The organism is Winogradskyella vidalii (genome assembly GCF_013403955.1).
In the GTDB taxonomy this organism is placed as follows: Bacteria; Bacteroidota; Bacteroidia; order Flavobacteriales; family Flavobacteriaceae; genus Winogradskyella; species Winogradskyella vidalii.
Window position 1 is genome coordinate 1,530,225 of record NZ_JABFDG010000001.1, and the last position, 24,717, is coordinate 1,554,941.

Consider the following 24,717-nt stretch of genomic DNA (forward strand, 5'->3'; position numbering starts at 1 on the left):
CAATTTCTAAGCAAATTATTGAGGAAATAAAAAATAATATTTAAAACCTCATATTAGGCTTCCAAGTTGATATATAATGTTTAACTTTGTGCGCAATTAAATCATTAATTGCAATGAAAGCACACGAAAGCAAAATAGTTGGAGAAGGTCTCACTTATGACGACGTACTTTTAGTTCCAGCATTTTCAGAAGTTCTTCCTCGCGAAGTCAGTATTCAAACAAAATTTACACGAAATATTTCCATTAACATTCCTGTTATTTCTGCAGCAATGGATACGGTTACGGAAAGCAAAATGGCAATTGCCATGGCGCAAGAAGGTGGTATTGGTGTATTGCACAAAAATATGACCATTGCACAGCAAGCGGATAAGGTTCGTCGTGTAAAACGTGCCGAAAGTGGTATGATAATAGACCCTGTAACTTTGCCCCTAGATGCTACAGTTTTTGATGCCAACTCAAATATGGCAGAACATAGTATTGGTGGTATTCCAATTGTAGATGATAGCGGTACCTTAAAAGGTATTGTAACCAATAGAGATTTGCGTTTTGAGCACGAAAGTGATAAACCGATAGTAGAAGTAATGACCAAAGAAAATTTGGTAACTGCTGCTGTTGGAACTTCTTTAAAAGATGCTGAACAAATTCTACAACAACATAAAATTGAAAAATTACTTATCGTTGATGAGGACTTTAAACTAAAGGGCCTTATTACCTTTAGAGATATTACTAAAGTCACTCAAAAGCCAAATGCCAATAAAGACTCTTATGGAAGATTACGTGTAGCGGCTGCAATAGGTGTTACAGGAGATGCGGTTGAACGCGCTGAAGCCTTAGTGAACGCAGGTGTTGATGCCGTAATTATTGATACAGCTCATGGCCATACTAAAGGTGTGGTTGCCGTTTTAAAAGAAATTAAAAGTAAGTTTCCTAAACTTGAAGTGATTGTCGGAAACATTGCGACAGGTGCTGCAGCAAAGTATTTAGTTGAAGCTGGAGCCGATGCTGTAAAAGTAGGAATCGGTCCGGGTTCAATCTGTACAACTAGAGTCGTAGCAGGTGTTGGCTTTCCTCAGTTCTCTGCAGTATTAGAAGTTTCTGCAGCAATTAAAGGAACAGGAGTGCCGGTGATTGCAGATGGTGGTATTCGCTATACAGGCGATATTCCTAAGGCGATTGCAGCAGGTGCAGATACCGTGATGTTAGGCTCACTTTTAGCCGGAACAAAAGAAAGTCCAGGAGAAACCATTATCTACGAAGGAAGAAAATTTAAATCTTACCGTGGCATGGGCTCAGTAGAGGCTATGAAGCAAGGAAGTAAAGATCGTTATTTTCAAGATGTTGAAGATGATATTAAAAAATTAGTTCCTGAAGGTATTGTAGGCCGTGTACCTTACAAAGGTGAATTGGTAGAAAGTATTCATCAGTTTATCGGCGGACTTAGAGCCGGAATGGGCTATTGTGGCGCAAAAGACATTGAAACTTTAAAAGAAAATGGTCGTTTTGTAAAAATTACAAGTTCTGGTATCAATGAAAGTCACCCTCATGATGTGACGATTACTAAGGAAGCGCCTAATTATTCGAGATAATGAAATTCCTGCGAAAGCAAGAATCTTAATATAAAATTTAAAACAGCAGCTTGAAAAAGCTGCTGTTTTTTGTTGTTAATAATTATTTAGCGGGAATTGAGATTAGTTTTGAAGGTGATTTTGATGGTATTGTTCTATCATTTGCAAGGCCGGCTTATGTGCTCTACCTGCTGCTTTTTCATAATCAGAAGGCACATCATTGGCCCCATTTTTTATGCCTTCGTAAATTCCGGCGATGATAGTACCTAGAAACTCACCAAGTTCAGCAATTCTGTCTTTTTTATAAGCTTCTACAGAAAACGTATTATAAACTAATTTTGTGCCGAAAACCTGATTAATAAAATTAGCGAGTTCCTTTTGCGAGATTGCTTCACCTACTAAATTATAGGTGTTACCATTGTGTTTGTCTTCTAATAGCATTTTAACGTAGGCATAACTCAATTCTTCACGACTTGTATATGTGCACTTTCCTTGGTCTGCAGAATTTCTTATCTCACCGTCTTTTATATAGGTATCTAAATAGTCTAAATCGGGTTCAATATAAATACCGTTTCTACCAATAACCCAATTTAAACCGGAATTACGAATGTCTTCTTCCGTCTGGCGATTGCTTTGCACAACTGGACTAAAAGCATTGTTTTCTTCAGCGCCAACAATACTCGTATAGACTATTTTTTTGACTCCATTTTGTTTAGCGGCTTCAATAACATTGCGATGTTGTTTTATTCTTTTTTGTGGATCGTCCATACCAGACACTAACAGCACAGTGTCAATGCCTTTTAAAGCGGCAATGAAATCTTCACGACTATTGTAATCTCCCTTTCTGACTTCAACACCTAAATGTGTCGCGTTTTCAGGAGTTCTTGCGATAGCAATGACATTTCCTTGTTCAGTAGCTTTTAAAAGTGCTTTTACAATGGCGGTTCCTAAATGTCCGCTTGCTGATGTTACTGCAATTTTCATAATATATAATAGTTTATGAATGTTTAGATTTTAAAGCCTCTAACTCTTTTTCAAGTTGTTCTGCTTTTGTTTTAAACTTTTCAAGCGCTTTCTTCATTTGGCCAACTTTTTTTAAAGCCTCTTCATCTTGTACTGCTTGATAGGTGGTTTCTCCTTCTTTTTCTTTTATTTTAGAATAACTGCCACAAGTAGGGCATTTTGCAATGTCGCTCATAATATTTATTTATTACAAAGTTCTGAATAGGACTAAAGTTGCAAAAGGTAAATTATCTGTTAAAAATGGTAAATGTGAAACCTAAATCTAAAGTGTAGATTTAAATGCCTTGGGAGAGAGACCTGTATGTTTTTTAAAAAACTTGGTAAAATTAGTAACTTCATCGAATCCATTTTCATAAGCGACTTCTTTAAGACTTAAAGTGCTACTAAAGATGTCACGCTTAATTTCTAAGATGACGTAGTTATCAATAAAATGCTTCGCTGTATTTAATGTGGTTGCTCTAACTATGGTGTTAAGATGCTTCGTAGAAATGTTTAATAGCTTCGCGTAATCTTTGACATTCCGCGTGTTTGTATAATTTTTCTCTACTAAATTTTTAAAATTAATAAAAAGACTTTGGTATTTTTTATTGAACGTTTCAAGTGGTGTTTTATAAGCTTCACGTTCCAATTTTAATAAAAATAGTTCTAATATTTTTGCTATAATTTCATGCTGTACATAGGTATTTGTACTTTGAATCTCTTCTGTTATTCGTTCTAAAAAAAAAGCGTTTAACGCGCTGTTTTCAACTAAAGGATCTGAAATATGATAGTTGTACAAATGCGATATATACTCGATAGAAGATTTCGAGAAATATTTTAAAACAAAATCCTCTGTAAATAACACGAGATAACCCTTGTATTGCGGATGATTTTGAAAAGCGTGAACCTGACCTTTTGCAATTTTAAGTATAGAGTCTTTCTGAATTTTATAAGTCTTTAAATCAACTTGATGTTCACCGTGTCCTTCAGTTACAATTAATAAGGCAAAAAATGAAATGCGGTGAGGCAAATGTGGATTGTGATTTGGATCGTTTTCAATTCGTGTGAATAATTCCGATAATTGAATGCATTCAATGTCATTAAATCCATCGCTACTTTTAAAAGATATGTTAGGGATATGATTCAATGATGAATTAATTTTAGGTTTTGAATAAAAATAACAATTACTATTGAAAGCATTGAGAATTGAAATGAGTTAATTTTCTTTTTAGTCTTAATCTAAGGATACATTTAAAACTAGTAGAAAAACAAAAACAGCATCAATATGATGCTGTTTTTTTGTAACTGTTATTATAGAACTTTATGCCTTACTCGCTTTTACAGGACAGCCTATCGCTTTTGTGAAATTAGGGCTTGGTTTCTCACCTTTTTCTAAAGCCTCAATAGCGTCTTTAACGTAGTTTACTTTGACATCCTCTGGTGATTTTGAATTATCATCAATAGTACCAATGTACTGTACTTTACGCTCAGCATCCAATAAAAAGACATGTGGTGTTCTTACGGCACCATATTGTGGATATATTTTTTGTCCTTCATCAACTAAATACGGAAATGTAAATCCTTTGTCTTCTGAACGTTTTTGCATGGCTTCATAGCCTTCTTTTTCATTCGCTGGACTGTTCGGATTAATGGCGATAACAGGATAGCCTTTTGGTGCATATTCATTATTTAATGCAATTAAACGGTCTTCATACAATACTGAAAACGGACACTCATTACACGTGAACGTTACGATATAACCCTTTGCATTTTCAAAACTGTCTAGAGAAACCATAGAACCATCAACATTTTTTAAATTAAAATCAGTTGCAACATCACCAATCGCGTAACCACCGATTTCTTCCAATGTTTTGGTTTGTTCTGGTAGACCTCCTCTTGGTGGCCCTTTGCGTTCACCTCCATGTGGTGGTGGTCCTTTTCTATCTCCATCATGAGGAGGACGCTCTCCTTTATGCTCTTGGTTTTCAGCAGTAGGTTCTCCTGAAGTTTTAGATTCGTTTTTACAAGAGACTAGCACACTTGCAGATAAGCCAATAATGGCTAATAGGACACTGATTTTTTTCATGGTTTTTTAATTTAGTCTTTTTATTTGGTTTTCTAAGTCTTCCAAGCTTTCAAAAGAACGCTCGTAAAATAAACGATTGTTTTTGTTAAACATAATGGTAAAAGGAATGGCACCAGACCAGTTAGGATCTATTTTATCTATCCATGTATTAGCATCCGGATCATCCAATAGTACAACTTTTTGTGTTATGTTTTTTTTCTTTAAGAAAGGTTTAAGTTTTGTGTCAATATCTTTTGGGAAATCTAAGCTCACCAATATGACTTCTACATCTGGGTGTTTCGCCGAAAATGCTTCAATGTATGGCAATTCTTTAACACAAGGCGCACACCACATCGCCCAAAAATTAACGATATAGGTTTTATCGGATTCAGTGTAAATTAGTGGTTCAAATTCACTGAAATCGTAAACAGGGATGTCTTGATTAAGGTCAACGTTTTTTTTAGTAGTTGTGTCTTTAGCTGAGTTTGTGTTGTTACAACTAATGCAAAAGCAGAAGATAAGAAGTGAAAATAATATTGATTTGTTAGCTTGAATACGATGCTTTCTTGTAAATAAATTCAAAATTTGGATTTTAATTATTTTTGTTAGACGCTATGTGAAACAAAAGGTTTAATCTAAAATGATTTTTTTTTTAATTAAACCAAACAGCATAACCTTCTCGCCGTAATTCTAGGGCTATTTGCTCTTCCGCTTTCAAAGCTTCTGCGCGTGTAAAAAACGGATCGATGTGGTTGAATAAACTCGGTCGTAAATAGGTGCCATATTTTTCAACAATATTTGCTGAGATTTTATAGCCTTTCTTGTTACGATGTCCTGTTTTATGCTGAAGAAAACGTTCTTTTGGTGTTTTAGAGGTCATACCGACGTATAAACATTCTAAAACACCGTTGAACTGTGGGTTGGCTTTTCTAAACTTTGTGTTTTCCGTGAACACACGTTTAGATAACTCTATGACATAAATTGTATAAAGCGTTTTTACCATGATTATATTATAATTTCATAATGAAACTTTAAACAAGAATTAGCCTAATAAAAATTGTTTTAATTCGTCATAAGTACTAATTTTTGTAGACTTTTTTTTCTTGTGCATTACAGACTCAATCTGAGGTGGTAAGCTTATATTTTGTCTAATAATATCGGTAACAATATCTAAAAATTTGGTAGGATGCGCTGTTTCTAAAAATACGACATGTGCGTCATTATTTTTTAAATAATCTTTAGCACCTAAATAACCAACAGCACCATGAGGATCAGCAACGTAAGTATAATCATTATATAATTCTAAAAGTGCTTCTTTTGTCTCTTCGTCAGTATAACTATACGAAGACAAATTAGCTTTTAAAGCTTCAAAATCATTGTTGTGTAATTCTTGAATTCTTATAAAATTACTAGGATTACCAACATCCATAGCATTACTAATGGTTTGAACGGATGGTTTAGGAGTATAGGTTTGTGAAATCATATAATTCACAACGGTATCATTGGCGTTATTTGCAGCGATAAAATGTTTGATAGGTAAACCTAATTTTTGAGCGACCATACCCGCACAAATATTGCCAAAGTTTCCACTTGGTACAGAGAATGCAATGTCTTTGTGTTTCGATTTTAGTTTTTTATAAGTAAACATAAAATAGAAGAGCTGTGGTAACCAACGTGCAATATTTATAGAGTTTGCAGAGGTTAACTGCATTTTGTCAGTTAATTCTCTATCTGTAAAGGCTTTTTTAACCATGTCTTGGCAATCGTCAAAAACACCATCAACTTCCAAAGCTTTAATGTTTTTTTTGAGTGTCGTTAACTGCTTTTCTTGAATATCACTCACTTTACCACTCGGATAAAGGATAACAACATTTACGCCTTTTACGCCTAAAAATCCATTAGCAACGGCACCTCCTGTATCTCCAGAAGTCGCCACTAATACTGTAACATCTTTAGTATTGGTTTTGTTGAAATAACCCAGACATCTCGCCATAAAACGAGCGCCAACATCTTTAAATGCCATCGTAGGACCATGAAATAACTCTAAAGATGAAATGTTTTCGTTGATTTCTACAACCGGAAAATCGAAACTCAACGTGTCTTCAATAATAGATTTTAAAACATCTTCAGGAATCTCTGGTACAATGAATTGCTTAATCGCTTCAAAAGCTATTTCGGTATTCGATTTGTCCTCAATCGTTTCAAAAAAAGAAGGGTCTAACGGTGTAATTGATTCTGGGAAATATAAGCCCTTGTCTGGTGCTAAACCTCTTACTACAGCATCTTCGAATGTTGTATGAGGTGCTTTTTTATTTAAAGAATAATAGTTCATAATGTAGAGACAGAATACGGAAGACTAATGATAGACTGCCGAATTCATTTTTTTAGTTAATATTTCTTTTAAACGCTGCCATTTTGTTTCTTAAGTGAAATGCAGAGTTGTATAATTTAATAAAATTTCTTCAGAAATATAATTTCTGTTTATTTTAGATTTTTCATTTAAAGCGCCCTTCTTTTGTTATTAGACATCAGTCATTTTATTATAAAACCTGAATCCCTTCAGTATTAATCTTAGAAACATAGGTTTCAAATGCAATAGCTGTTTCCGAATATACATTTTTAATTGCTTCTTCTACAGCTTCAGCGACTGCTTTCCCCTTACTCAACATAAAAATTGAAGGTCCAGAACCTGAAATTGCGCAACCTAAAGCGCCTGCTTTTAAAGCAGCGTTTTTTACAGCATCAAAGTGCGGAATTAACTGCTTACGATAAGGTTCTATTACCACATCATTTAAAGCATCCTTTATTAAATCATAATCTGAAGTATGCAATGCATGCACCAAACTTCCAACATTGGCCCATTGTGCAATAGCGTTACTTAGCGGAATCTCTTTGGGTAAAATAGCCCTAGATTCGGAAGTCTTAATTTCAATTTGAGGATGAATTAAGGTTGCATATAAATCTGAAGGTGTTGGTAATTCTAATATTTGTAAAGGATTAGCACTTTTAACGAGTGTGAATCCACCAAAAATAGCTGGTGCTAAATTATCGGCATGTTCGCATTGGCTGGCTAAAGCTTCACCTTTCATGGCAAAATAAGTCAGTTTTGTTTTGTCTAACGGATAGCCTAATAAAGCATTCATTCCAAAAACACTTCCTGCAGCACTTGCCGAACTGCTACCAATACCACTTCCGGGTTTTATCTTTTTATAGATTTCAATTTCGAATCCACAATCTGGCTTTAAATCTTTATACATCGCTAAAGCAGAAACTCCAGCAACATTTTTTTCGGCTTCAAAGGGTAAATCATAGCCTTCAATCTTTGTGATTCTGATGCCTTTTTCTTCCGTTTTTCTAATGACCATCTCATCACCAATGGTGTCTAAACAAAAACCGAGTACATCAAAGCCACAAGCCACGTTAGCTACGGTTGCAGGCGAAAATATTTTAATTTCGTTTTCCATATTCATTTGCCGCTAAAAGCGGTCGTCTAGTTATTAGCGATTCTTATAATATCTGCAAACAATCCTGAAGCTGTAACATCTGCTCCAGCACCTGCACCTTTAATAATCATAGGTTGCTCAGGGTAACGTTGTGTGTAAAACATTACGATATTGTCTTTTCCTTTTAGATTGTAAAATGGATGTCCTTCAGGAATTTCTTGAAGTCCAACTTTTGCAACACCATCATTAAACTCAGCAACAAACTTTAACTGACAGTTATGGTCTTGAGCCGATTTAAATAAGCTTTGGTAATAGGATTCTTCTTCCTTTAAAGTTTCAAAAAAATCATCCACAGAATCTGAATTTGATGCTTTTTCAGTGAGGAAACTTTCACTTTTTAGATCCGCTAACTCAATAGCATGACCACTTTCTCTAGCTAAAATTAAAACTTTTCGAGCGACGTCAATCCCGCTTAAATCAATTCTAGGGTCGGGTTCTGTAAAACCTTCTTCTTGTGCTTGTTTAACAACATCATAAAATGTAGTTTCAGCATTAAAATTGTTGAATATAAAGTTAAGACTTCCAGATAAAACAGCTTGAATAGTATTGACTTTATCTCCAGACGTGATTAAATGTCCTAATGTATCTAAGACAGGTAAACCAGCACCAACATTGGTTTCAAATAAGAATGCTGCGTTGTATTGTCTGGATAAGGCTTTTAATTCGTTGTAATATTCAATATCACCCGAGCAAGCAATTTTGTTACAAGCCACCACAGATATACTTTCCTTAAGATAACGACTGTAAATATTAGAAACAGCTTGGTTGGCTGTAATGTCTACAAAAACAGAATTTCTTAAATTTAATTCTTTGGCATGTTCAAAGAAACCATCTAAACTAGCTTTCTCGCCGTTTTCAAGTGCTTCTTTCCAGTTTTTTAAATTGATGCCATCATCATTAACCACCATAGTTCTTGAGTTAGACAAACCGGCTATTCTCAAGTTGATTTTAAAGTTTTCTTTAACATAAGCTTTTTGTTGTTTAATTTGTTCAATTAAACGTTCGCCAACATTACCAACACCTGTGATAAAAAGGTTGATTTGTTTGGTCTTAATTTCAAAATATTGCTCGTGTAAACTGTTGAGTGCTTTTTTAACATCGTTTTTATGAATTACGGCTGAAATATTACGTTCAGAAGCGCCTTGAGCAATGGCTCTAATATTCACGTTGTTTTTACCTAAAGTGCTAAACATTTTTCCACTAATCCCTTGGTGATTCTTCATCTTGTCACCAACTACGGCTATAATAGATAAATCTGACTCAACAATAATAGGGTCAATTTTTAAGAGTTGAATTTCATATTCAAAAACCAAATCAATTAGTGCTTTAGCGCGTTGCGCATCGCTATCAGCTATACCAAAACAAATAGAATGTTCTGAAGAAGATTGTGTAATTAAAATAATATTAATTTTTTCTTGGGCGAGCGCTTCAAATAAGCGTTTACTAAATCCTGGAATACCAACCATACCATTACCTTGCAAGGTTAGAAGCGCCACATTATCAATATTGCTAATCCCCTTAACAGGTGAATTATCATCAGGTTTAATTTTTTTTGTAATTGTAGTTCCGGCGGCTTCAGGATCTAATGTGTTTTTAATTACAATCGGAATTTCCTTTTTAAGTACCGGCATTACCGTAGGTGGATATAAAACTTTAGCACCAAAATGCGATAACTCTATGGCTTCTTGGTACGATAATTCTACAATAGGAGCGGCTTGTTTTACTAATTTAGGATTGGTAGTGTACATACCACTTACGTCTGTCCATATTTGTAACTCATCAGTTTCCATAGCAGCGGCTATAATGGCAGCTGTATAATCGGATCCACCTCGTCCTAGTGTTGTAATTTCTCCAAAAACCGACTTAGATACAAAGCCTGGTAATAATACAATGGCATTAGAATTGGCACTAAAAAAGTTCTGTATGTTGCTATTTGTGGTTTTAAAATTGACAATTGCATTATTAAAACTAGAATCGGTAATAATCAATTCTTGAGAGTTTTTTAAAACAGCATCTAATTGTCTCGATTTTAAAGTGTGAAAAATTATAGTTGATGATAACGCTTCTCCAAAACTCAATAATTTATCTTTAGTTTTTGGCGATAATTCATTGATAAGGTAGATGCCATTTAAAAGATTTTTGAGCTCATTTAATTTTTCTGAAATAAGCTCATGAAGACTTTCTTGCTGCTTTTTAAGGGGTTCATCGTTTTCTGGGTTCAAAAACAAACCCTCAATAATAGTATTATGAATAGACCAAATGGTATTGTATTTCTGTTTGTAGTCTAGATTTTTATCACAAGCTAAATGAGCAGCTTCTAATAACTTATCTGTTATACCACCAACGGCAGAAACAACCACTGCGATATTAGTATTTTTAGAACTTTGATCTAAAATTGAGATGACTTTATTTATATTTTCGGCTGAACCTACTGAGGTGCCACCAAATTTGAGTACTTTCATGTGTTTATATGTTTTAAAGAGAAATGTATTTGTCTGTTAGTGTAGACAATAAAGTGGATGGATTATATGTATTATAAATTACCCCAAAGGGTAATAATCGTTGAAATGATAAACATAGAAATCGTTAGGCAATTAGCCATTTCTGATGTATTTGTTGATAGGTGTATATTTTTCGTCATTACAACTCAAATGTATTATTTTTACGACAATAAAAAAACTTATTATTTCTTTTTGAAGAATTATTAGAAAAAGCGATATCTTTTTATTAAAAACTAAACAAATTAGCCAAATACGAAAAATAACTCATTATTGTTAAATTTAATATTGAGCTTGTACATCTATAAATAAATTCACGTTTAAAATGTGTCTGATAAAGCTGTATTATTCTTAATAATAAATACTCGTAAGTCACAAGTGAGAAAAATATAAAATAATATAATTAAATGAAATTATTTTCTAAAGCCCAAATTTATGAAGGGGATAAGTTAACCACAGAACACCAAAATATTTCTTCTACAGATTTAATGGAGCGTGCCGGTATTCAGATATTTAATTGGATTCATGCGCGTATGCAAGGCGCTCAAGTTCCTATTCATGTTTTTTGTGGGATAGGTAATAACGGCGGTGATGGTTTAGTATTAGCAAGACACCTAATTACACATGGATACAATGTGTTTACTTATATTGTTAACTGTAGTGATAAGCGATCAAAAGATTTTTTAATCAATTATGACCGTGTTAAAAACGTAACTAAAGATTGGCCAATAATGTTAAGTTGTAAGAACGATTTTTCAGAATTTACTATTGGTACCGATGATATTATTGTAGATGCTATTTTTGGTATCGGTTTAAACCGACCTCCCAATGATTGGGTACAAGCACTATTTCAAAAATTTAGTGCCTCAAAAGCATTTACGTTAGCTGTAGATGTTCCTTCTGGTCTATACACAGATAAAGCTGTTGAAGATGAAAAAGCTGTTGTGCATGCCAATTATACGTTGAGTTTTCAATCACCAAAATTGGTGTTCTTTCTACCAGAAACGGCAAAGTTTACCACACAATGGGAAGTTTTAGATATAGGGATTGACCGTGATTATCTAATGAAAACAGACACTGAAGCAGAACTGATTACAAAGCTTGAAGTATTACCAATTTATAAACCAAGAGAAAAATTCTCACACAAAGGTAACTTTGGCCATGTGATGATTTTAGGCGGGAGTTATGGTAAGATTGGTGCCGTAAATTTAGCAAGTAGAGCAGCTTTAAGTTCTGGTGCAGGTTTGGTTACGGCCTATACACCTAAATGTGGTTATCACAGTTTGCAAACCGCTATCCCTGAAGTCATGGTAATTACGGATAGTGATGACACACAGATCACGACTATTAATTACGATATAGAACCTACGGTTATTGGACTTGGCGTAGGGCTGGGAACCTCAGATAAAACAGCGAAAGCATTAGATACTTTTTTAAAAGGTAATAAAGTACCGCTTGTAATTGATGCTGATGGTTTAAATCTTTTGTCAAAAAATAAAACCTTATTAAAATACTTACCAACTAAAACAATTATTACGCCCCATCCTAAAGAGTTAGAGCGTTTAATAGGTAAATGGACTGATGATTTTGATAAGCTGAAAAAAGTAAAGGGTTTTTCTAAAAAATATAATCTTATTGTGCTTGTTAAAGGCGCAAATTCTATAACGGTTTATAATGATAAGCTTTATATTAATTCAACCGGAAATCCAGGAATGGCGACAGGAGGAACAGGTGATGTTTTAACAGGAATGATATCTGGACTTGTAGCGCAAGGTTACGAGCCATTGGCAGCGACAATTTTTGGCGTTTACCTGCATGGGAAATCGGCTGATATTTCTGTGGAAGATTATGGTTATCAAAGTTTAATAGCGAGTCATATAGTAGAGACGATAGGCGAGGCTTATATCGATTTGTTTAAGCAACCCGAACAACCTAAGCAAGCAGAAGCGACTGATGAGCCCTCGCAAAAACAGCGTTGATAAGAACAAAAAAAGCCTGATTACTTAGACGTGTAATCAGGCTTTTTTTAGTTTCATTTTTATTTTAAATTCCTAATTCGTCAAATAAAGAAACTAATGCTTTGCTTGATGGACGTGGTGCATCAGCATTTACAATGTTGCCATCAGGGTCTATAAGTAGAAATCTAGGAATACTATTTATTTTATAGTCTCTGATAAAAGTAGAGGTAAAGCCATTATCAGCCATGAGTTGAATGCCTCCTAAATCTTTATCGGCTACCATTTTTTTCCAACCTTCATAAGCGGCATCCTTATCGCCTTTATAACCTCTGCCTTCATCAACAGAAATACTTACAAATTCAATGTTTTTATCTTTATATTGTTCTTCTACTTTTTTAAGTGAAGGAATTTCTTTTATACAAGGCCCACACCAAGTTGCCCAAATATCGAAATACACATATTTTCCTTTTAAATCAGAAAGTGACATAGTACCACCTGCAAAATTCTCGTAGTTTTCAAAAGAAGGTGAAGGTGAGCCTTTAGGAAATGCATTTCGAGTGGCTAATTTCATTGACATAAATCTCTGTAATTGCATGGAAGCATTCTTTATGTTTTGATCCATTTTGGCAACGCGTGTAGAATCAATTTCAGAATATTTATTTTTAATTGCCTCGTAATCATCCTGGTAAGCCTTAAGCGCATTTTTAAGGTCTTCTTCTGTACCATTAGCGATTAAGTCTTCTGTAAAATGCGTTTTAGAAATTAAGAAAGATTTTAAAGAAAAGTTGTTGATGTCAGAACCATCACCTGAAAATTCCATAGAATCTATAAAGGATTCATTATCGGTATTAAAAGATGAGACATTGTCATTTTTTAGATAGATTTGACCATATTCATTACCATACTGAAAAGTATAATCGCCTTCGGCTACTTTTAACGTATCTTCAAAAGTACCGTCCTCATTAAGTGTAATGATTTTTTCGAACACATTTCCTTGAAAAACCCTCAAAGTATCGTTGTTGTTTGCGTTTTCAATTTTTCCAGAAATTGTAGCGTAATCTTTGGGTTCTTCTTCTTTGCAAGTAAATAAACTTATTGCTGTAAAAAATATTAATAATCGTTTCATAAAAAGTAATTTGTTTATACCGTAAAAATAAACATTATAAAGCAAAATGAAACTACTAATGAATTATTAACAAAACCTTGTAGAATCCGAAATTATTCACAATTTTTGAGGTATAAAATTACGCCAATGGATAATTATCATATCATCTCATCTGAAGCTTTAGATATTGTAACAATTTATAATATTTTCTATCAAAATAAGAAATTAAAACTTTCTGAAGCGTCTGCAAATAGTATAACGAAATGTAAATCTTATTTAGATGAAAAATTAGCGCGTGAAAAAAAACCTATGTATGGTATCAATACCGGTTTTGGGTCTCTTTATAATGTGAAAATTTCTGATACAGACTTAAGTCAACTTCAAGAAAATTTAGTAATGTCTCATGCTTGTGGTACAGGTGATCGTGTTCCAGAGGCGATTGTTAAAGTGATGCTACTCTTAAAGATTCAATCCTTGAGTTATGGCCATAGTGGTGTGCAGTTAGCTACTGTAAACAGATTGATTGATTTTTTTAATAATGATATTTTTCCATTTGTTTTTACGCAAGGTTCCTTAGGAGCATCCGGAGATTTGGCCCCTTTAGCGCATTTAGCCTTACCGTTATTAGGGAAAGGAAAGGTGGTTCATAATGGGAAGGATTATGATGCCGCAACACTTTTAAAAGAATACGATTGGGAACCTATTACGCTTGAAGCTAAAGAAGGTTTAGCCTTATTAAACGGCACACAGTTTATGAGTGCCTATGGTGTTCATTTATTGTTAATGTCTCATAAAACATCTTTTTTGGCAGATATGATTGCTAGTGTTTCATTAGATGCTTTTGATGGTAGATTAGATCCGTTTCACGATTTAGTACATGCCGTTAGGCCACATCCAGGACAACGCAAAGTGGCTAGACGTTTTAATGAGTTTTTAAAAGGAAGTGAGCTAATTATGCGTGAAAAAGAACATGTACAAGATCCATATTCTTTTCGATGTATTCCTCAGGTTCATGGCGCCACAAAAGACACTTTAGATTTTGTTGAAAAAGTGATTTTAACGGAGATTAATTCCGTTACGGATAATCCTAATATTTTTCACGAAGAAGATTTAATTATTTCTGGTGGAAACTTTCATGGGCAACCTTTGGCCTTAGCTTTAGATTACCTAAAGATTGCAATGGCAGAAATTGGAAATATATCAGAACGACGTGTTTTTCAATTAGTTTCTGGCTTAAGAGGTTTGCCGGCGTTTTTAGTGGACAATCCAGGATTAAATTCTGGGTTTATGATTCCACAATATACAGCGGCAAGTATTGTAAGTGCTAATAAGCAAATGGCATCTCCTGCAAGTATTGATAGTATTGTGTCTAGTAATGGCCAAGAAGATCATGTTAGTATGGGAGCTAATGCTGCTACGCAGGCTTATACTTTAGTTAAAAATGTAGATCGTATTATTGCTATTGAATTAATGAATGCCTCTCAGGCCTTAGAGTTTAGAAGCCCTTTGAAAACTTCACCTTTATTAGAGGCTTTTTTAGAACAATACCGAAAAGCAGTGCCGTTTATAAAAGCAGATGAAGTATTGCACGATTCTATAGAAGCATCAATTCAATTTTTAAAAGATTTTGACATTGAAATTGATGAATTATTCTTAAATCATTATGATTTAAAGTAAAATTAAATGAGTTTATTTAATTTTAATTAATTCATCAGCCCATTTAACAGCGTCTTCTAGCTCAGTAAAGATTTCAAAAGGTTTATTGAAAAATATTTTTTCTATCTGCGCGTTTATTTTAGCATGGTATTTTTTAGATACTACTGTGATACCTTTTAAGGTTTCTATCTGAGCTGTATCGTGATAAATTTTTGGGTCTACAGAATAGGAGTTAACTCTGTTAGTGATGTACACAAAGGGCTGGTTAGAAAAGTATTTTTCGTTGATTTTTATTAGTGCTCTATTGTATTTAGGGGTTACATTTACACCTTCGTTTATTTCAACGATAACATAATGGTTATAAATTTCAACTTTACAAAAGTCTAATATAAGTGTGTCTTTCGAAATTAGAGAATCTTTCATAATTAAAAAATATTTTATAAGGTATAAAAAAACTCCTTCAAAATGAAGGAGTTTTTTTAGAAATGTATAATCGGTTTATGATTCCGTAGTCTTAGTTGACGATTTAATTTCAACATTTAACGTCTTATTCTCTTCATCTAAGTCCATTAAAATAGTATCACCTTCATGGATTTTAGAGTTAATAATTTCTTCGGCTAACGCATCTTCTACATACTTCTGAATTGCTCTATTTAGTGGTCTTGCACCATATTGCTTGTCAAATCCTTTTTCAGCAATATAGTTTTTTGCTTTTTCAGTTAATTCAAGTCCATAACCTAAATCTTTAATTCTATCAATAAGCTTCACAAGTTCAATATCAATGATTTTACTAATATCAGCTTGTTCTAGTGCGTTGAATACAACAACATCGTCAATTCTGTTTAAAAACTCAGGAGCAAATGCTTTTTTAAGTGCATTTTCAATAACTCCTTTTGCGTAATCGGATTCTTGAGCTGTTTTAGCAGACGTGCCAAAACCAACACCAGTTCCAAAGTCTTTTAATTTTCGGGCGCCAATATTAGAGGTCATTATAATGATTGCATTTCTAAAATCAATTTTTCTACCTAAGCTATCTGTTAGGTAACCGTCGTCTAAAACTTGCAATAACATATTAAAGACATCAGGATGGGCTTTTTCAATTTCATCTAAAAGCACTACAGCATAAGGCTTGCGTCTAATTTTTTCGGTAAGCTGACCGCCTTCTTCATAACCAACATATCCTGGAGGTGCTCCAACTAAACGTGAAATTGCGAATTTTTCCATGTATTCGCTCATATCAATTCTAACTAAAGCATCATCACTGTCAAAGAGCTCGCGAGCTAAAACTTTAGCGAGTTGTGTTTTACCAACACCTGTTTGGCCTAAAAATATAAATGAACCTATAGGTTTGTTTGGATCTTTAAGTCCGGCTCTATTTCTCTGAATTGCTTTTACAACCTTAGCAACAGCTTGATCTTGACCAATAACTTTACCTTTAATTAATTCCGGTAATTTTGATAATTTGTTGATTTCTGTTTGTGCTATTTTATTAACAGGAATTCCTGTCATCATAGACACTACGTCAGCAACGTTATCTTCGGTAACAATTTCTTTGTGTAGTTTCGTTTCTTCTTCCCATTTTTCTTGAGCTGTAGAAAGTTCTTTTTCTAATCGTTTTTCATCATCTCTGAGCTTTGCCGCTTCTTCATATTTCTGCTTTTTAACGACGCTGTTTTTGGTTTCTTTGACCTCTTCTAGTTTCTTTTCTAATTCTAGAATTTGTTTTGGGACATCAATGTTTGTAATATGAACACGAGAGCCAGCTTCATCTAAAGCATCAATAGCTTTGTCTGGTAAAAAACGCTCTGTCATATAGCGATTGGTTAGCTTAACGCAAGCTTCAATGGCTTCAGGTGTATAGTTAACATTGTGGTGTTCTTCATATTTACTTTTAATATTATTGAGTATTTCAATCGTTTCATCAACAGAAGTTGGCTCAACAATAACTTTCTGAAAACGACGCTCTAAGGCACCATCCTTCTCAATATACTGTCTATATTCATCTAAGGTAGTCGCACCAATACATTGTATTTCGCCTCTTGCTAAAGCAGGTTTAAACATGTTTGAGGCATCTAAGCTTCCGGTGGCACCGCCAGCACCAACGATAGTGTGAATTTCATCTATAAATAGAATAATATCGTCATTCTTTTCAAGCTCATTCATAACAGCTTTCATACGCTCTTCAAACTGACCTCTATATTTAGTACCAGCGACTAAACTTGCTAAATCTAAAGTAACGACACGCTTATTAAATAAGGTACGAGAAACCTTTCGTTTAACGATACGTAAGGCAAGTCCTTCGGCTATGGCAGATTTACCAACACCAGGTTCTCCAATTAATAAAGGGTTGTTTTTCTTTCTTCGACTCAAAATTTGAGACACACGTTCTATTTCTTTTTCTCGTCCTACAACAGGGTCTAATTTGTTTTCTTCTGCTAATACAGTTAAGTCTCTTCCAAAATTATCTAAAACAGGCGTTTTAGATTTTTTGTTTGTTTTACTCGCTTGTCCACCAAATGGGTTTTGCTTAGCATCGCCATCTTCAGCCATATCATCTTCAGAAAATGATTCTGCTTTTGGGGTTTCTAAATAATCATCTTCGCTAGTTGCCATAGATTTAAATTCTTCTTTTACGTTATCATAATCTACTTTTAGCTTGTTTAAGAGCTTTGTGGTAGGGTCATTTTCATTTCTTAAGATGCACAATAATAAATGTGCTGTGTTTATTGAGGTGCTTTGAAACAATTTTGCTTCTAAAAATGTTGTTTTTAATGCACGTTCTGCTTGCCTCGTTAAATGCAAATTCTTTTTTTCGTTAGAGGTCGTTGTGATATTTGGATTTGCCGGACTTAAAATCTCAACCTTACGTCTTAGGTGGTTAAGATCAATGTCTAGTGCACTTAAAATATCAATCGCTTTACCGTTGCCATCTCTTAATAGACCAAGCATTAAATGCTCAGTACCTATAAAATCATGACCTAAACGCAAAGCTTCTTCTTTGCTATAAGCAATAACATCTTTAACTCTTGGGGAAAAATTATCATCCATATTATATTCCTTTCTGCTTTAAAAATAATAAAAACATATTGACTATAGGTCAAAAACTGTACCTAAACCCAATGAATTTTAAAATAGGCCTTAAAAAAATGAATTATTTGTAACTTGTATGCTGTAGAAAGTATAATCAAAACTTGAGTGTTACCGATTTGTTTTCTAGTGAAATACGCGTGCAATAAAAACGAATTTTAAAGCTTGTTATAAGGTTTCTTAGACCTCTAGTATAAGTTGTAAACGAAGAGAGTGAAAAAGCATTTTATATCAAAGCAAATATGCAGATACTTATTAACGAAAAAGATATCACATATTGTTAATAAAAAATCCCAAAAATGATAAGGTCTTTGGCTATAAACAGTCGTATTTTGGTTATATTAGCATGTTATGAAAACTTACAAAAACACTAATTAATTTTATATATGGCAGAAGGAGAAAAACTCATTCCAATTAACATTGAAGATGAAATGAAATCGGCTTACATTGACTATTCAATGTCAGTCATTGTGTCACGTGCGTTACCAGATGTAAGAGATGGTTTAAAACCAGTACATAGACGTGTACTTTATGGTATGCATGAGCTAGGTATTAGGGCAAATTCGGCACATAAAAAATCAGCAAGAATAGTCGGTGAAGTTTTAGGTAAATATCACCCACACGGTGATACATCTGTATATGATGCTATGGTACGTATGGCTCAAGAATGGAGTCTGCGCTATATGCTCGTTGATGGCCAAGGTAACTTTGGGTCAGTAGATGGTGATAGTCCTGCTGCAATGCGTTATACAGAAGCAAGAATGCGAAAGATATCTGAAGATATGTTGGCAGATATTGATAAAGAAACTGTGGATCATAAATTAAACTTTGATGACACGCTCGAAGAACCTACTGTATTACCAACACGTATTCCAGGTCTTTTAGTAAATGGTGCATCGGGTATTGCTGTAGGTATGGCAACGAATATGCCTCCTCACAACTTAACAGAGGTTGTTAATGGTACTATTGCTTACATTGATAATAACGATATTGAAATAGACGAATTAATTCAACATGTTAAAGCGCCAGATTTTCCAACTGGAGGAACAATTTATGGGTATGACGGTGTTAAGGAAGCTTTTCATACCGGTCGTGGACGTATTGTAATGCGTGGAAAAGCGGTCATAGAAGAAGTTCAAGGTAGAGAATGTATTATTGTGACTGAAATTCCTTACCAAGTTAACAAAGCAGATATGATTAAAAAGACTGCTGATCTTGTTAATGACAAGAAAATGGAAGGTATTGCTTCTATTCGTGATGAATCGGATAGAAAGGGGATGCGTATTGTTTATGTTTTAAAACGTGATGCTATTCCTAATATCGTACTTAATAAATTATACAAATACACTGCTTTACAAACGTCTTTTAGTGTTAATAATATTGCATTAGTTGATGGGCGTCCACAATTATTAAATCTTAAAGACTTAATTCATTATTTCGTTGAGCATAGACATGAAGTTGTTGTAAGACGTACCACATACGAATTACGTAAAGCCGAAGAACGCGCTCATATTTTAGAAGGTTTAATTATAGCTTCTGATAATATTGATGAAGTGATTAAAATTATTCGTGCTTCAAATAATGCAGAAGAAGCTCGTAATAACTTAATTGAGCGTTTTGAACTTTCAGAAATTCAGGCTAAGGCTATTGTTGAGATGCGTTTACGTCAATTAACAGGCTTAGAGCAAGATAAATTGCGTGCGGAGTATGAAGACATCATGAAAACAATTATTGACCTTAAAGACATTCTTGATAAAAAAGAGCGTCGAATGACTATTATTAAGGAAGAGTTAGAAGTTGTTAAAGATAAATATGGTGATGAGCGTCGTTCTGTAATCGAATATGCTGGAGGTGACTTAAGTATTGAAGATATGATTCCGGATGCGCAAGTTGTGATTACAATTTCTCATGCAGGTTACATTAAAAGAACCTTACTTTCAGAATACAAAACACAACATAGAGGTGGTGTTGGCCAAAAAGCATCAACAACACGTAATGAAGATTTCTTAGAAGATTTATTTGTGGGTACCAACCACCAATACATGTTGTTCTTTACGCAAAAAGGAAAATGTTTCTGGATGCGTGTTTACGAAATTCCAGAAGGTAGTAAGACCTCTAAAGGTAGAGCCATTCAGAATTTAATAAACATTGAGCAAGATGATAAGGTTATGGCCTTTATCTGTACGCAAGATTTAAAGGATGAAGCTTACATAAACAGTCATTATGTCATTATGGCAACTAAAAAAGGTCAGGTTAAGAAAACGGCTTTAGAGCAATATTCTAGACCACGATCTAACGGTATTAATGCGATAACGATTAAAGAAGACGATGTTTTATTAGAAGCAAAATTAACGACTGGCGAAAGTCAAGTTATGTTAGCTTTAAAATCTGGTAAAGCGATTCGTTTTGAAGAAGCTAAAACACGACCTATGGGTAGAAATGCTTCAGGTGTTCGTGGTATTCGTCTTCAAGATGAAAAAACAGACGAAGTTATTGGTATGGTTGCTGTAAATGATATGGAAAGTAATATCTTAGTAGTCTCTGAAAATGGTTACGGTAAGCGTTCTAGTTTAGAGGATTACAGAATTACTAACAGAGGTGGTAAAGGTGTTAAAACGATTTCAATTACTGAGAAAACAGGTAATTTAGTATCTATAAAGAATGTTACTGATGATGACGATTTAATGATTATTAATAAATCAGGAATTGCCATTCGTATGGGCGTCGCTGATTTACGTGTTATGGGAAGAGCAACCCAAGGGGTTAAATTAATTAATCTTAAAGGTAACGATTCTATTGCAGCTGTAGCGAAAGTGATGAAAGACGAAGAGGAAGTAATTGAAGATATTGATGCCGAAATTTTAGATGCAGATCAAGCTCCAGAGGATGGCACGGCTATTGATAATACAGATAATGAAAACTAAAATAAACTATATTAACAAATAAACTATTTATTACAAGATGAAAAAATTACTGACATTAGTGCTAATCATGGCAATTTCGTCAATGACCTTTGCTCAAAAAAGTGAGGTAAGAGATATTGAAAAAGCACTTAAAGATTCAAATTTCGGAGATGCTAAATCTGCTGTAACAACTGCAGAAGCTTTAATTGGAAGTATGGATGATAAAACAAAAACTAAGTTTTATTATTTAAAAGCTCAAGCTTTATATGCTGAAGGTCAGGGTTCTGATGCTGATATTGATGAGGCTATTGCTAGTTTAGATCAATTAAAAACATTGGAATCGGAAATAGGTAAAATGAGATATACTCAAGATGCCAATGAAATGACCTCTAAAATGGTAAATACATTTTTAACTAAAGCTAATGATGCATTTACTAATAAAAATTATAAAACTGCAGCCAAAGGATTTGAAAAAGTATATAGAATGTCTCCTAAAGATACCTTGTACTTATATTACGCAGCTTCTTCTGCCGTATCTGAGCCTGATTATGATGCCGCTTTAGAATATTATATAGAGTTGAAAAACATAGGGTATAGTGGTGTGAAAATGAACTATATGGCAACTAACGTAGAAACTAATGTTGTTGAGACGTTTGGAGATAAAACTTCTAGGGACTTATCTGTTAAAGCAAAAATGCATTCTGATCCTAAGGATGAAATGAGTCCATCAAAAACAGCTGAAATCGTAAAGAACATTGCTTTAATTTATGTGTCTCAAGGCGATAATGAAAAAGCTTTAGGTGCTATGGCAGATGCTAGAGCAGAAAACCCAGATGATATTGGTTTATTATTGTCTGAAGCTAATGTCTACCTTAAAATGGGTAACAGAGAAAAGTTTAGAGACTTAATGGAGGAAGCTACAGAAAAAGACCCTGATAATGCAGAGTTACAATACAATTTAGGAGTTTTAGCAGCTGAAGGTGGAAACGGTGATGCAGCTATTAAATATTACGAGAAAGCAATAGAAATTAATCCTAACTACGTTGATGCTTATAATAATATTGCAGTAGTGATACTGGGAAAAGAAGCAGATATCGTTGAGGAAATGAATGGTTTAGGTACTAGTTCGGCTGATAACAAAAAATATGATGAACTTAAAGAACAACGTTCTCAACTTTATCACGATGCTATTCCTTATTTAGAGAAAGCTTTAGAGTTAAGAAGCAACAATATTGATGCTGCTAAAACTTTGATGAATATCTACAGTGTGTTAGGTGAAATGGATAAGTTTAACAAAATGAAAGAACAGATTGCAGAAATGGAATCTGCTGCAGCTGGGAATTAAGAAAAACATAGATTGTATAAAAAAAAGCGACTTTTAAGTCGCTTTTTTTATACAATTTTTTTAATTACTCTTAGTTTATGAGTATGCATATTTTTATCCGTATTATAAATACCGCTATGATCTAAGCGATCAATTCTTACCTTACCATGGGCATGAATAATATAATTGTTCTCCATTATAATGCCCACATGTGTGATGTTACCTTCATTATTATCAAAAAAGGCTAAATCGCCTGGTTCGCTTTCTTCAATAAAACTCAAAGCTTCACCTTGAGTTGCTTGTTCAGAGGCATCTCTAAATAACTTGTAACCGTTAAGTTTATAAACCATTTGTGTAAAGCCTGAGCAGTCAATTCCAAAAGGAGTTTTTCCTCCCCATAAATAAGGAGCATTCAAAAATAAGAATGAGGATTTAACAATATTTTCCTTAGCACTTTTAGAAGATAATGCTTCACCGTCAAATTGATGGTCTAAAACTGTTAACCCATTTAAATCAGAACCTACAGGAATAGGGTAAAGGTGGTTTGATTTATCAGCTACAAATTCAATTAAATCCTTAGATAAATTAATGTCTGAAGACTTAAGTTGGTTGTAGTTGGCTTCATCAAGTTCTAAATACTGTTTGTTATCAATCCAGCCTTCATAATTGTCAAACGCAAAACGAATGCGACTCCATTTTTTTCGTTGCTCAAGCACTTTAAAAAAATCGCCATACAGCGCCTGTGTTACCATTTCACTGGTATCATTAGGTTCTAATCGTATAGGTACAATGCCAAGATTGCAAATGCCGTATTGCATAAGATAGGGTTAAACGCGTTCTAAAACCATTGCTGAAGCACCTCCACCACCATTACATATGGCAGCAGCTCCAAATTTAGCGTTATTTTGCTTTAACACATTAATTAAAGTGACTAATATTCTTACTCCAGAGCATCCAAGGGGATGGCCTAAAGAAACAGCACCTCCATTTACATTTACATTACTATCATCTAAGCCTAGAATTTTCATATTGGCTAATCCAACGACAGAAAAAGCTTCATTAAATTCAAAGAAATCTATTGCATCTATATCTAAGTTAGCTTTTGCTAATGCTTTTGGTAAAGCCTTAGCAGGAGCTGTTGTAAACCATTTAGGTTCTTGGGCTGCATCGGCATAACTTTTTATAACAGCGATAGGTTCTAAGCCTAATTCAGCTGCTTTTTCTCTGCTCATTAATACCATTGCTGCTGCACCGTCATTTATTGTAGATGCGTTTGCTGCAGTAACGGTACCATCTTTTGTAAAGGCAGGACGTAAAGCTGGAATTTTATCCATTCTTACATTAGTATATTCTTCATCTTTTACAACAACTAGAGCGTCACCACGTCGCTGAGGCACTTTAACAGGCGTTACTTCTTCGTTAAATTTACCTGTTTCCCAAGCGGCTTTAGAGCGTTCATAAGATTGAACAGCATAAGCATCTTGATCTTCTCGAGAAAATTTATATTCAGTTGCACAAGCATCTGCACAAACGCCCATAGCATTATTGTCGTAAGCGTCAACTAAACCATCTTTTTGCATTCCGTCTTCTAGGGATGCAGGTCCAAATTTTGTAGCTGTTCTAGCATGATAATAATGTGGTATTAAGCTCATATTTTCCATGCCGCCTGCAACTACAATATCTGCATCGCCTAACTGTATTGCTTGAGCAGCTTGCATTACAGCCTTCATGCCAGAGGCACAAACTTTATTAATGGTTGTACAAGGTGTCGTGTTTGGTAGGCCAGCGTAAATCGCTGCTTGTCTAGCTGGTGCTTGTCCAGTGCCAGCTTGTACAACGTTACCCATGATGACTTCATCGACCAATTCAGGCTTTAAATTAGCCTTTTCTAAAGCTGCTTTAATTGCAGTGGCCCCTAATTGTGGTGCTGGTACTGTAGATAGGCTTCCTAAAAAACTACCAATTGGTGTTCTAACTGCTGAAACAATAACGACGTCCTTATTCATTGTGATTATGTTTATATTCTCTGCGAAATTAAACATTTTTTAAGA

At 34.2% G+C, this 24,717-nt stretch carries 19 protein-coding genes; 5 read left to right on the forward strand and 14 right to left on the reverse strand.

Going from position 1 to position 24,717, the window contains the following annotated elements; translation table 11 throughout:
* The first annotated feature begins 113 nt into the window (after positions 1–113).
* Complete coding sequence (guaB, locus tag HM982_RS06545) at positions 114–1,586, forward strand: IMP dehydrogenase (RefSeq protein WP_179352290.1); 1,473 nt, start codon at positions 114–116, stop codon at positions 1,584–1,586.
* Between the two features lie 102 nt (positions 1,587–1,688).
* Here guaB and HM982_RS06550 read toward each other — a convergent pair whose 3' ends face one another.
* The 9 genes from HM982_RS06550 to thrA all read right to left on the reverse strand — a co-directional run bounded on the left by HM982_RS06550 (position 1,689) and on the right by thrA (position 10,597).
* The gene (locus tag HM982_RS06550; RefSeq protein WP_179352291.1) at positions 1,689–2,549 is read right to left on the reverse strand and encodes an SDR family oxidoreductase; all 861 of its coding nucleotides are present in this window, start codon (positions 2,547–2,549) and stop codon (positions 1,689–1,691) included.
* A 13-nt stretch (positions 2,550–2,562) separates the two neighbouring features.
* The gene (locus HM982_RS06555) at positions 2,563–2,763 is read right to left on the reverse strand and encodes a hypothetical protein (RefSeq protein WP_179338400.1); all 201 of its coding nucleotides are present in this window, start codon (positions 2,761–2,763) and stop codon (positions 2,563–2,565) included.
* A gap of 87 nt (positions 2,764–2,850) precedes the next feature.
* A complete protein-coding gene (locus HM982_RS06560) occupies positions 2,851–3,714 on the reverse strand; it encodes a helix-turn-helix domain-containing protein (protein WP_179352292.1) in 864 nt (287 codons plus the stop codon).
* Positions 3,715–3,888: 174 nt separating this feature from the next.
* Entirely contained in the window at positions 3,889–4,653 is a 765-nt protein-coding gene (locus tag HM982_RS06565; RefSeq protein ID WP_179352293.1) for a thioredoxin family protein, read from the reverse strand.
* A 6-nt stretch (positions 4,654–4,659) separates the two neighbouring features.
* Complete coding sequence (locus HM982_RS06570; RefSeq protein WP_218849769.1) at positions 4,660–5,214, reverse strand: TlpA family protein disulfide reductase; 555 nt, start codon at positions 5,212–5,214, stop codon at positions 4,660–4,662.
* 70 nt (positions 5,215–5,284) lie between these two features.
* The gene (locus HM982_RS06575) at positions 5,285–5,635 is read right to left on the reverse strand and encodes a ribose-5-phosphate isomerase (RefSeq protein WP_179352294.1); all 351 of its coding nucleotides are present in this window, start codon (positions 5,633–5,635) and stop codon (positions 5,285–5,287) included.
* 39 nt (positions 5,636–5,674) lie between these two features.
* A complete protein-coding gene (gene thrC, locus HM982_RS06580; RefSeq protein ID WP_179352295.1) occupies positions 5,675–6,964 on the reverse strand; it encodes a threonine synthase in 1,290 nt (429 codons plus the stop codon).
* Positions 6,965–7,172: 208 nt separating this feature from the next.
* Positions 7,173–8,096 (reverse strand): homoserine kinase, encoded by a 924-nt coding sequence (locus HM982_RS06585; protein WP_179352296.1) that lies wholly within the window; start codon positions 8,094–8,096, stop codon positions 7,173–7,175.
* A gap of 26 nt (positions 8,097–8,122) precedes the next feature.
* Positions 8,123–10,597, reverse strand: coding sequence for a bifunctional aspartate kinase/homoserine dehydrogenase I (thrA, locus tag HM982_RS06590; protein WP_179352297.1), 2,475 nt, complete (start codon positions 10,595–10,597; stop codon positions 8,123–8,125).
* A 443-nt stretch (positions 10,598–11,040) separates the two neighbouring features.
* On the opposite strand from thrA, the gene HM982_RS06595 reads away from it, so the two are divergent.
* Positions 11,041–12,612 carry an NAD(P)H-hydrate dehydratase gene (locus tag HM982_RS06595; RefSeq protein WP_179352298.1) on the forward strand — a complete coding sequence of 524 codons (1,572 nt, stop codon included), beginning with the start codon at positions 11,041–11,043 and terminating at the stop codon, positions 12,610–12,612.
* A 64-nt stretch (positions 12,613–12,676) separates the two neighbouring features.
* Here HM982_RS06595 and HM982_RS06600 read toward each other — a convergent pair whose 3' ends face one another.
* A complete protein-coding gene (locus tag HM982_RS06600) occupies positions 12,677–13,717 on the reverse strand; it encodes a TlpA family protein disulfide reductase (RefSeq protein ID WP_179352299.1) in 1,041 nt (346 codons plus the stop codon).
* Positions 13,718–13,843: 126 nt separating this feature from the next.
* Between HM982_RS06600 and hutH the strand changes: the two genes are divergently transcribed.
* Positions 13,844–15,373, forward strand: a complete 1,530-nt coding sequence (gene hutH, locus HM982_RS06605; protein ID WP_179352300.1) for a histidine ammonia-lyase — start codon at positions 13,844–13,846, stop codon at positions 15,371–15,373.
* Between the two features lie 12 nt (positions 15,374–15,385).
* On the opposite strand, the gene HM982_RS06610 is transcribed toward hutH, so the two are convergent.
* Positions 15,386–15,775, reverse strand: coding sequence for a hypothetical protein (locus HM982_RS06610; protein WP_179352301.1), 390 nt, complete (start codon positions 15,773–15,775; stop codon positions 15,386–15,388).
* A gap of 75 nt (positions 15,776–15,850) precedes the next feature.
* A complete protein-coding gene (locus HM982_RS06615; RefSeq protein ID WP_179352302.1) occupies positions 15,851–18,400 on the reverse strand; it encodes an ATP-dependent Clp protease ATP-binding subunit in 2,550 nt (849 codons plus the stop codon).
* Positions 18,401–18,825: 425 nt separating this feature from the next.
* Here HM982_RS06615 and gyrA point away from each other — a divergent pair, with 425 nt between their 5' ends.
* Entirely contained in the window at positions 18,826–21,363 is a 2,538-nt protein-coding gene (gene gyrA / locus HM982_RS06620; RefSeq protein ID WP_179352303.1) for a DNA gyrase subunit A, read from the forward strand.
* A 37-nt stretch (positions 21,364–21,400) separates the two neighbouring features.
* Positions 21,401–22,687, forward strand: a complete 1,287-nt coding sequence (locus tag HM982_RS06625) for a tetratricopeptide repeat protein (RefSeq protein WP_179352304.1) — start codon at positions 21,401–21,403, stop codon at positions 22,685–22,687.
* Positions 22,688–22,734: 47 nt separating this feature from the next.
* Here the strand turns inward: HM982_RS06625 and HM982_RS06630 are convergent, their stop codons facing one another.
* Both HM982_RS06630 and HM982_RS06635 read right to left on the reverse strand, forming a co-directional pair.
* On the reverse strand, positions 22,735–23,484 hold the full coding sequence (locus HM982_RS06630; protein ID WP_179352305.1) for a C40 family peptidase: 750 nt from the start codon (positions 23,482–23,484) through the stop codon (positions 22,735–22,737).
* A gap of 9 nt (positions 23,485–23,493) precedes the next feature.
* A complete protein-coding gene (locus HM982_RS06635; RefSeq protein WP_179352306.1) occupies positions 23,494–24,672 on the reverse strand; it encodes an acetyl-CoA C-acyltransferase in 1,179 nt (392 codons plus the stop codon).
* Positions 24,673–24,717 lie beyond the last annotated feature (45 nt).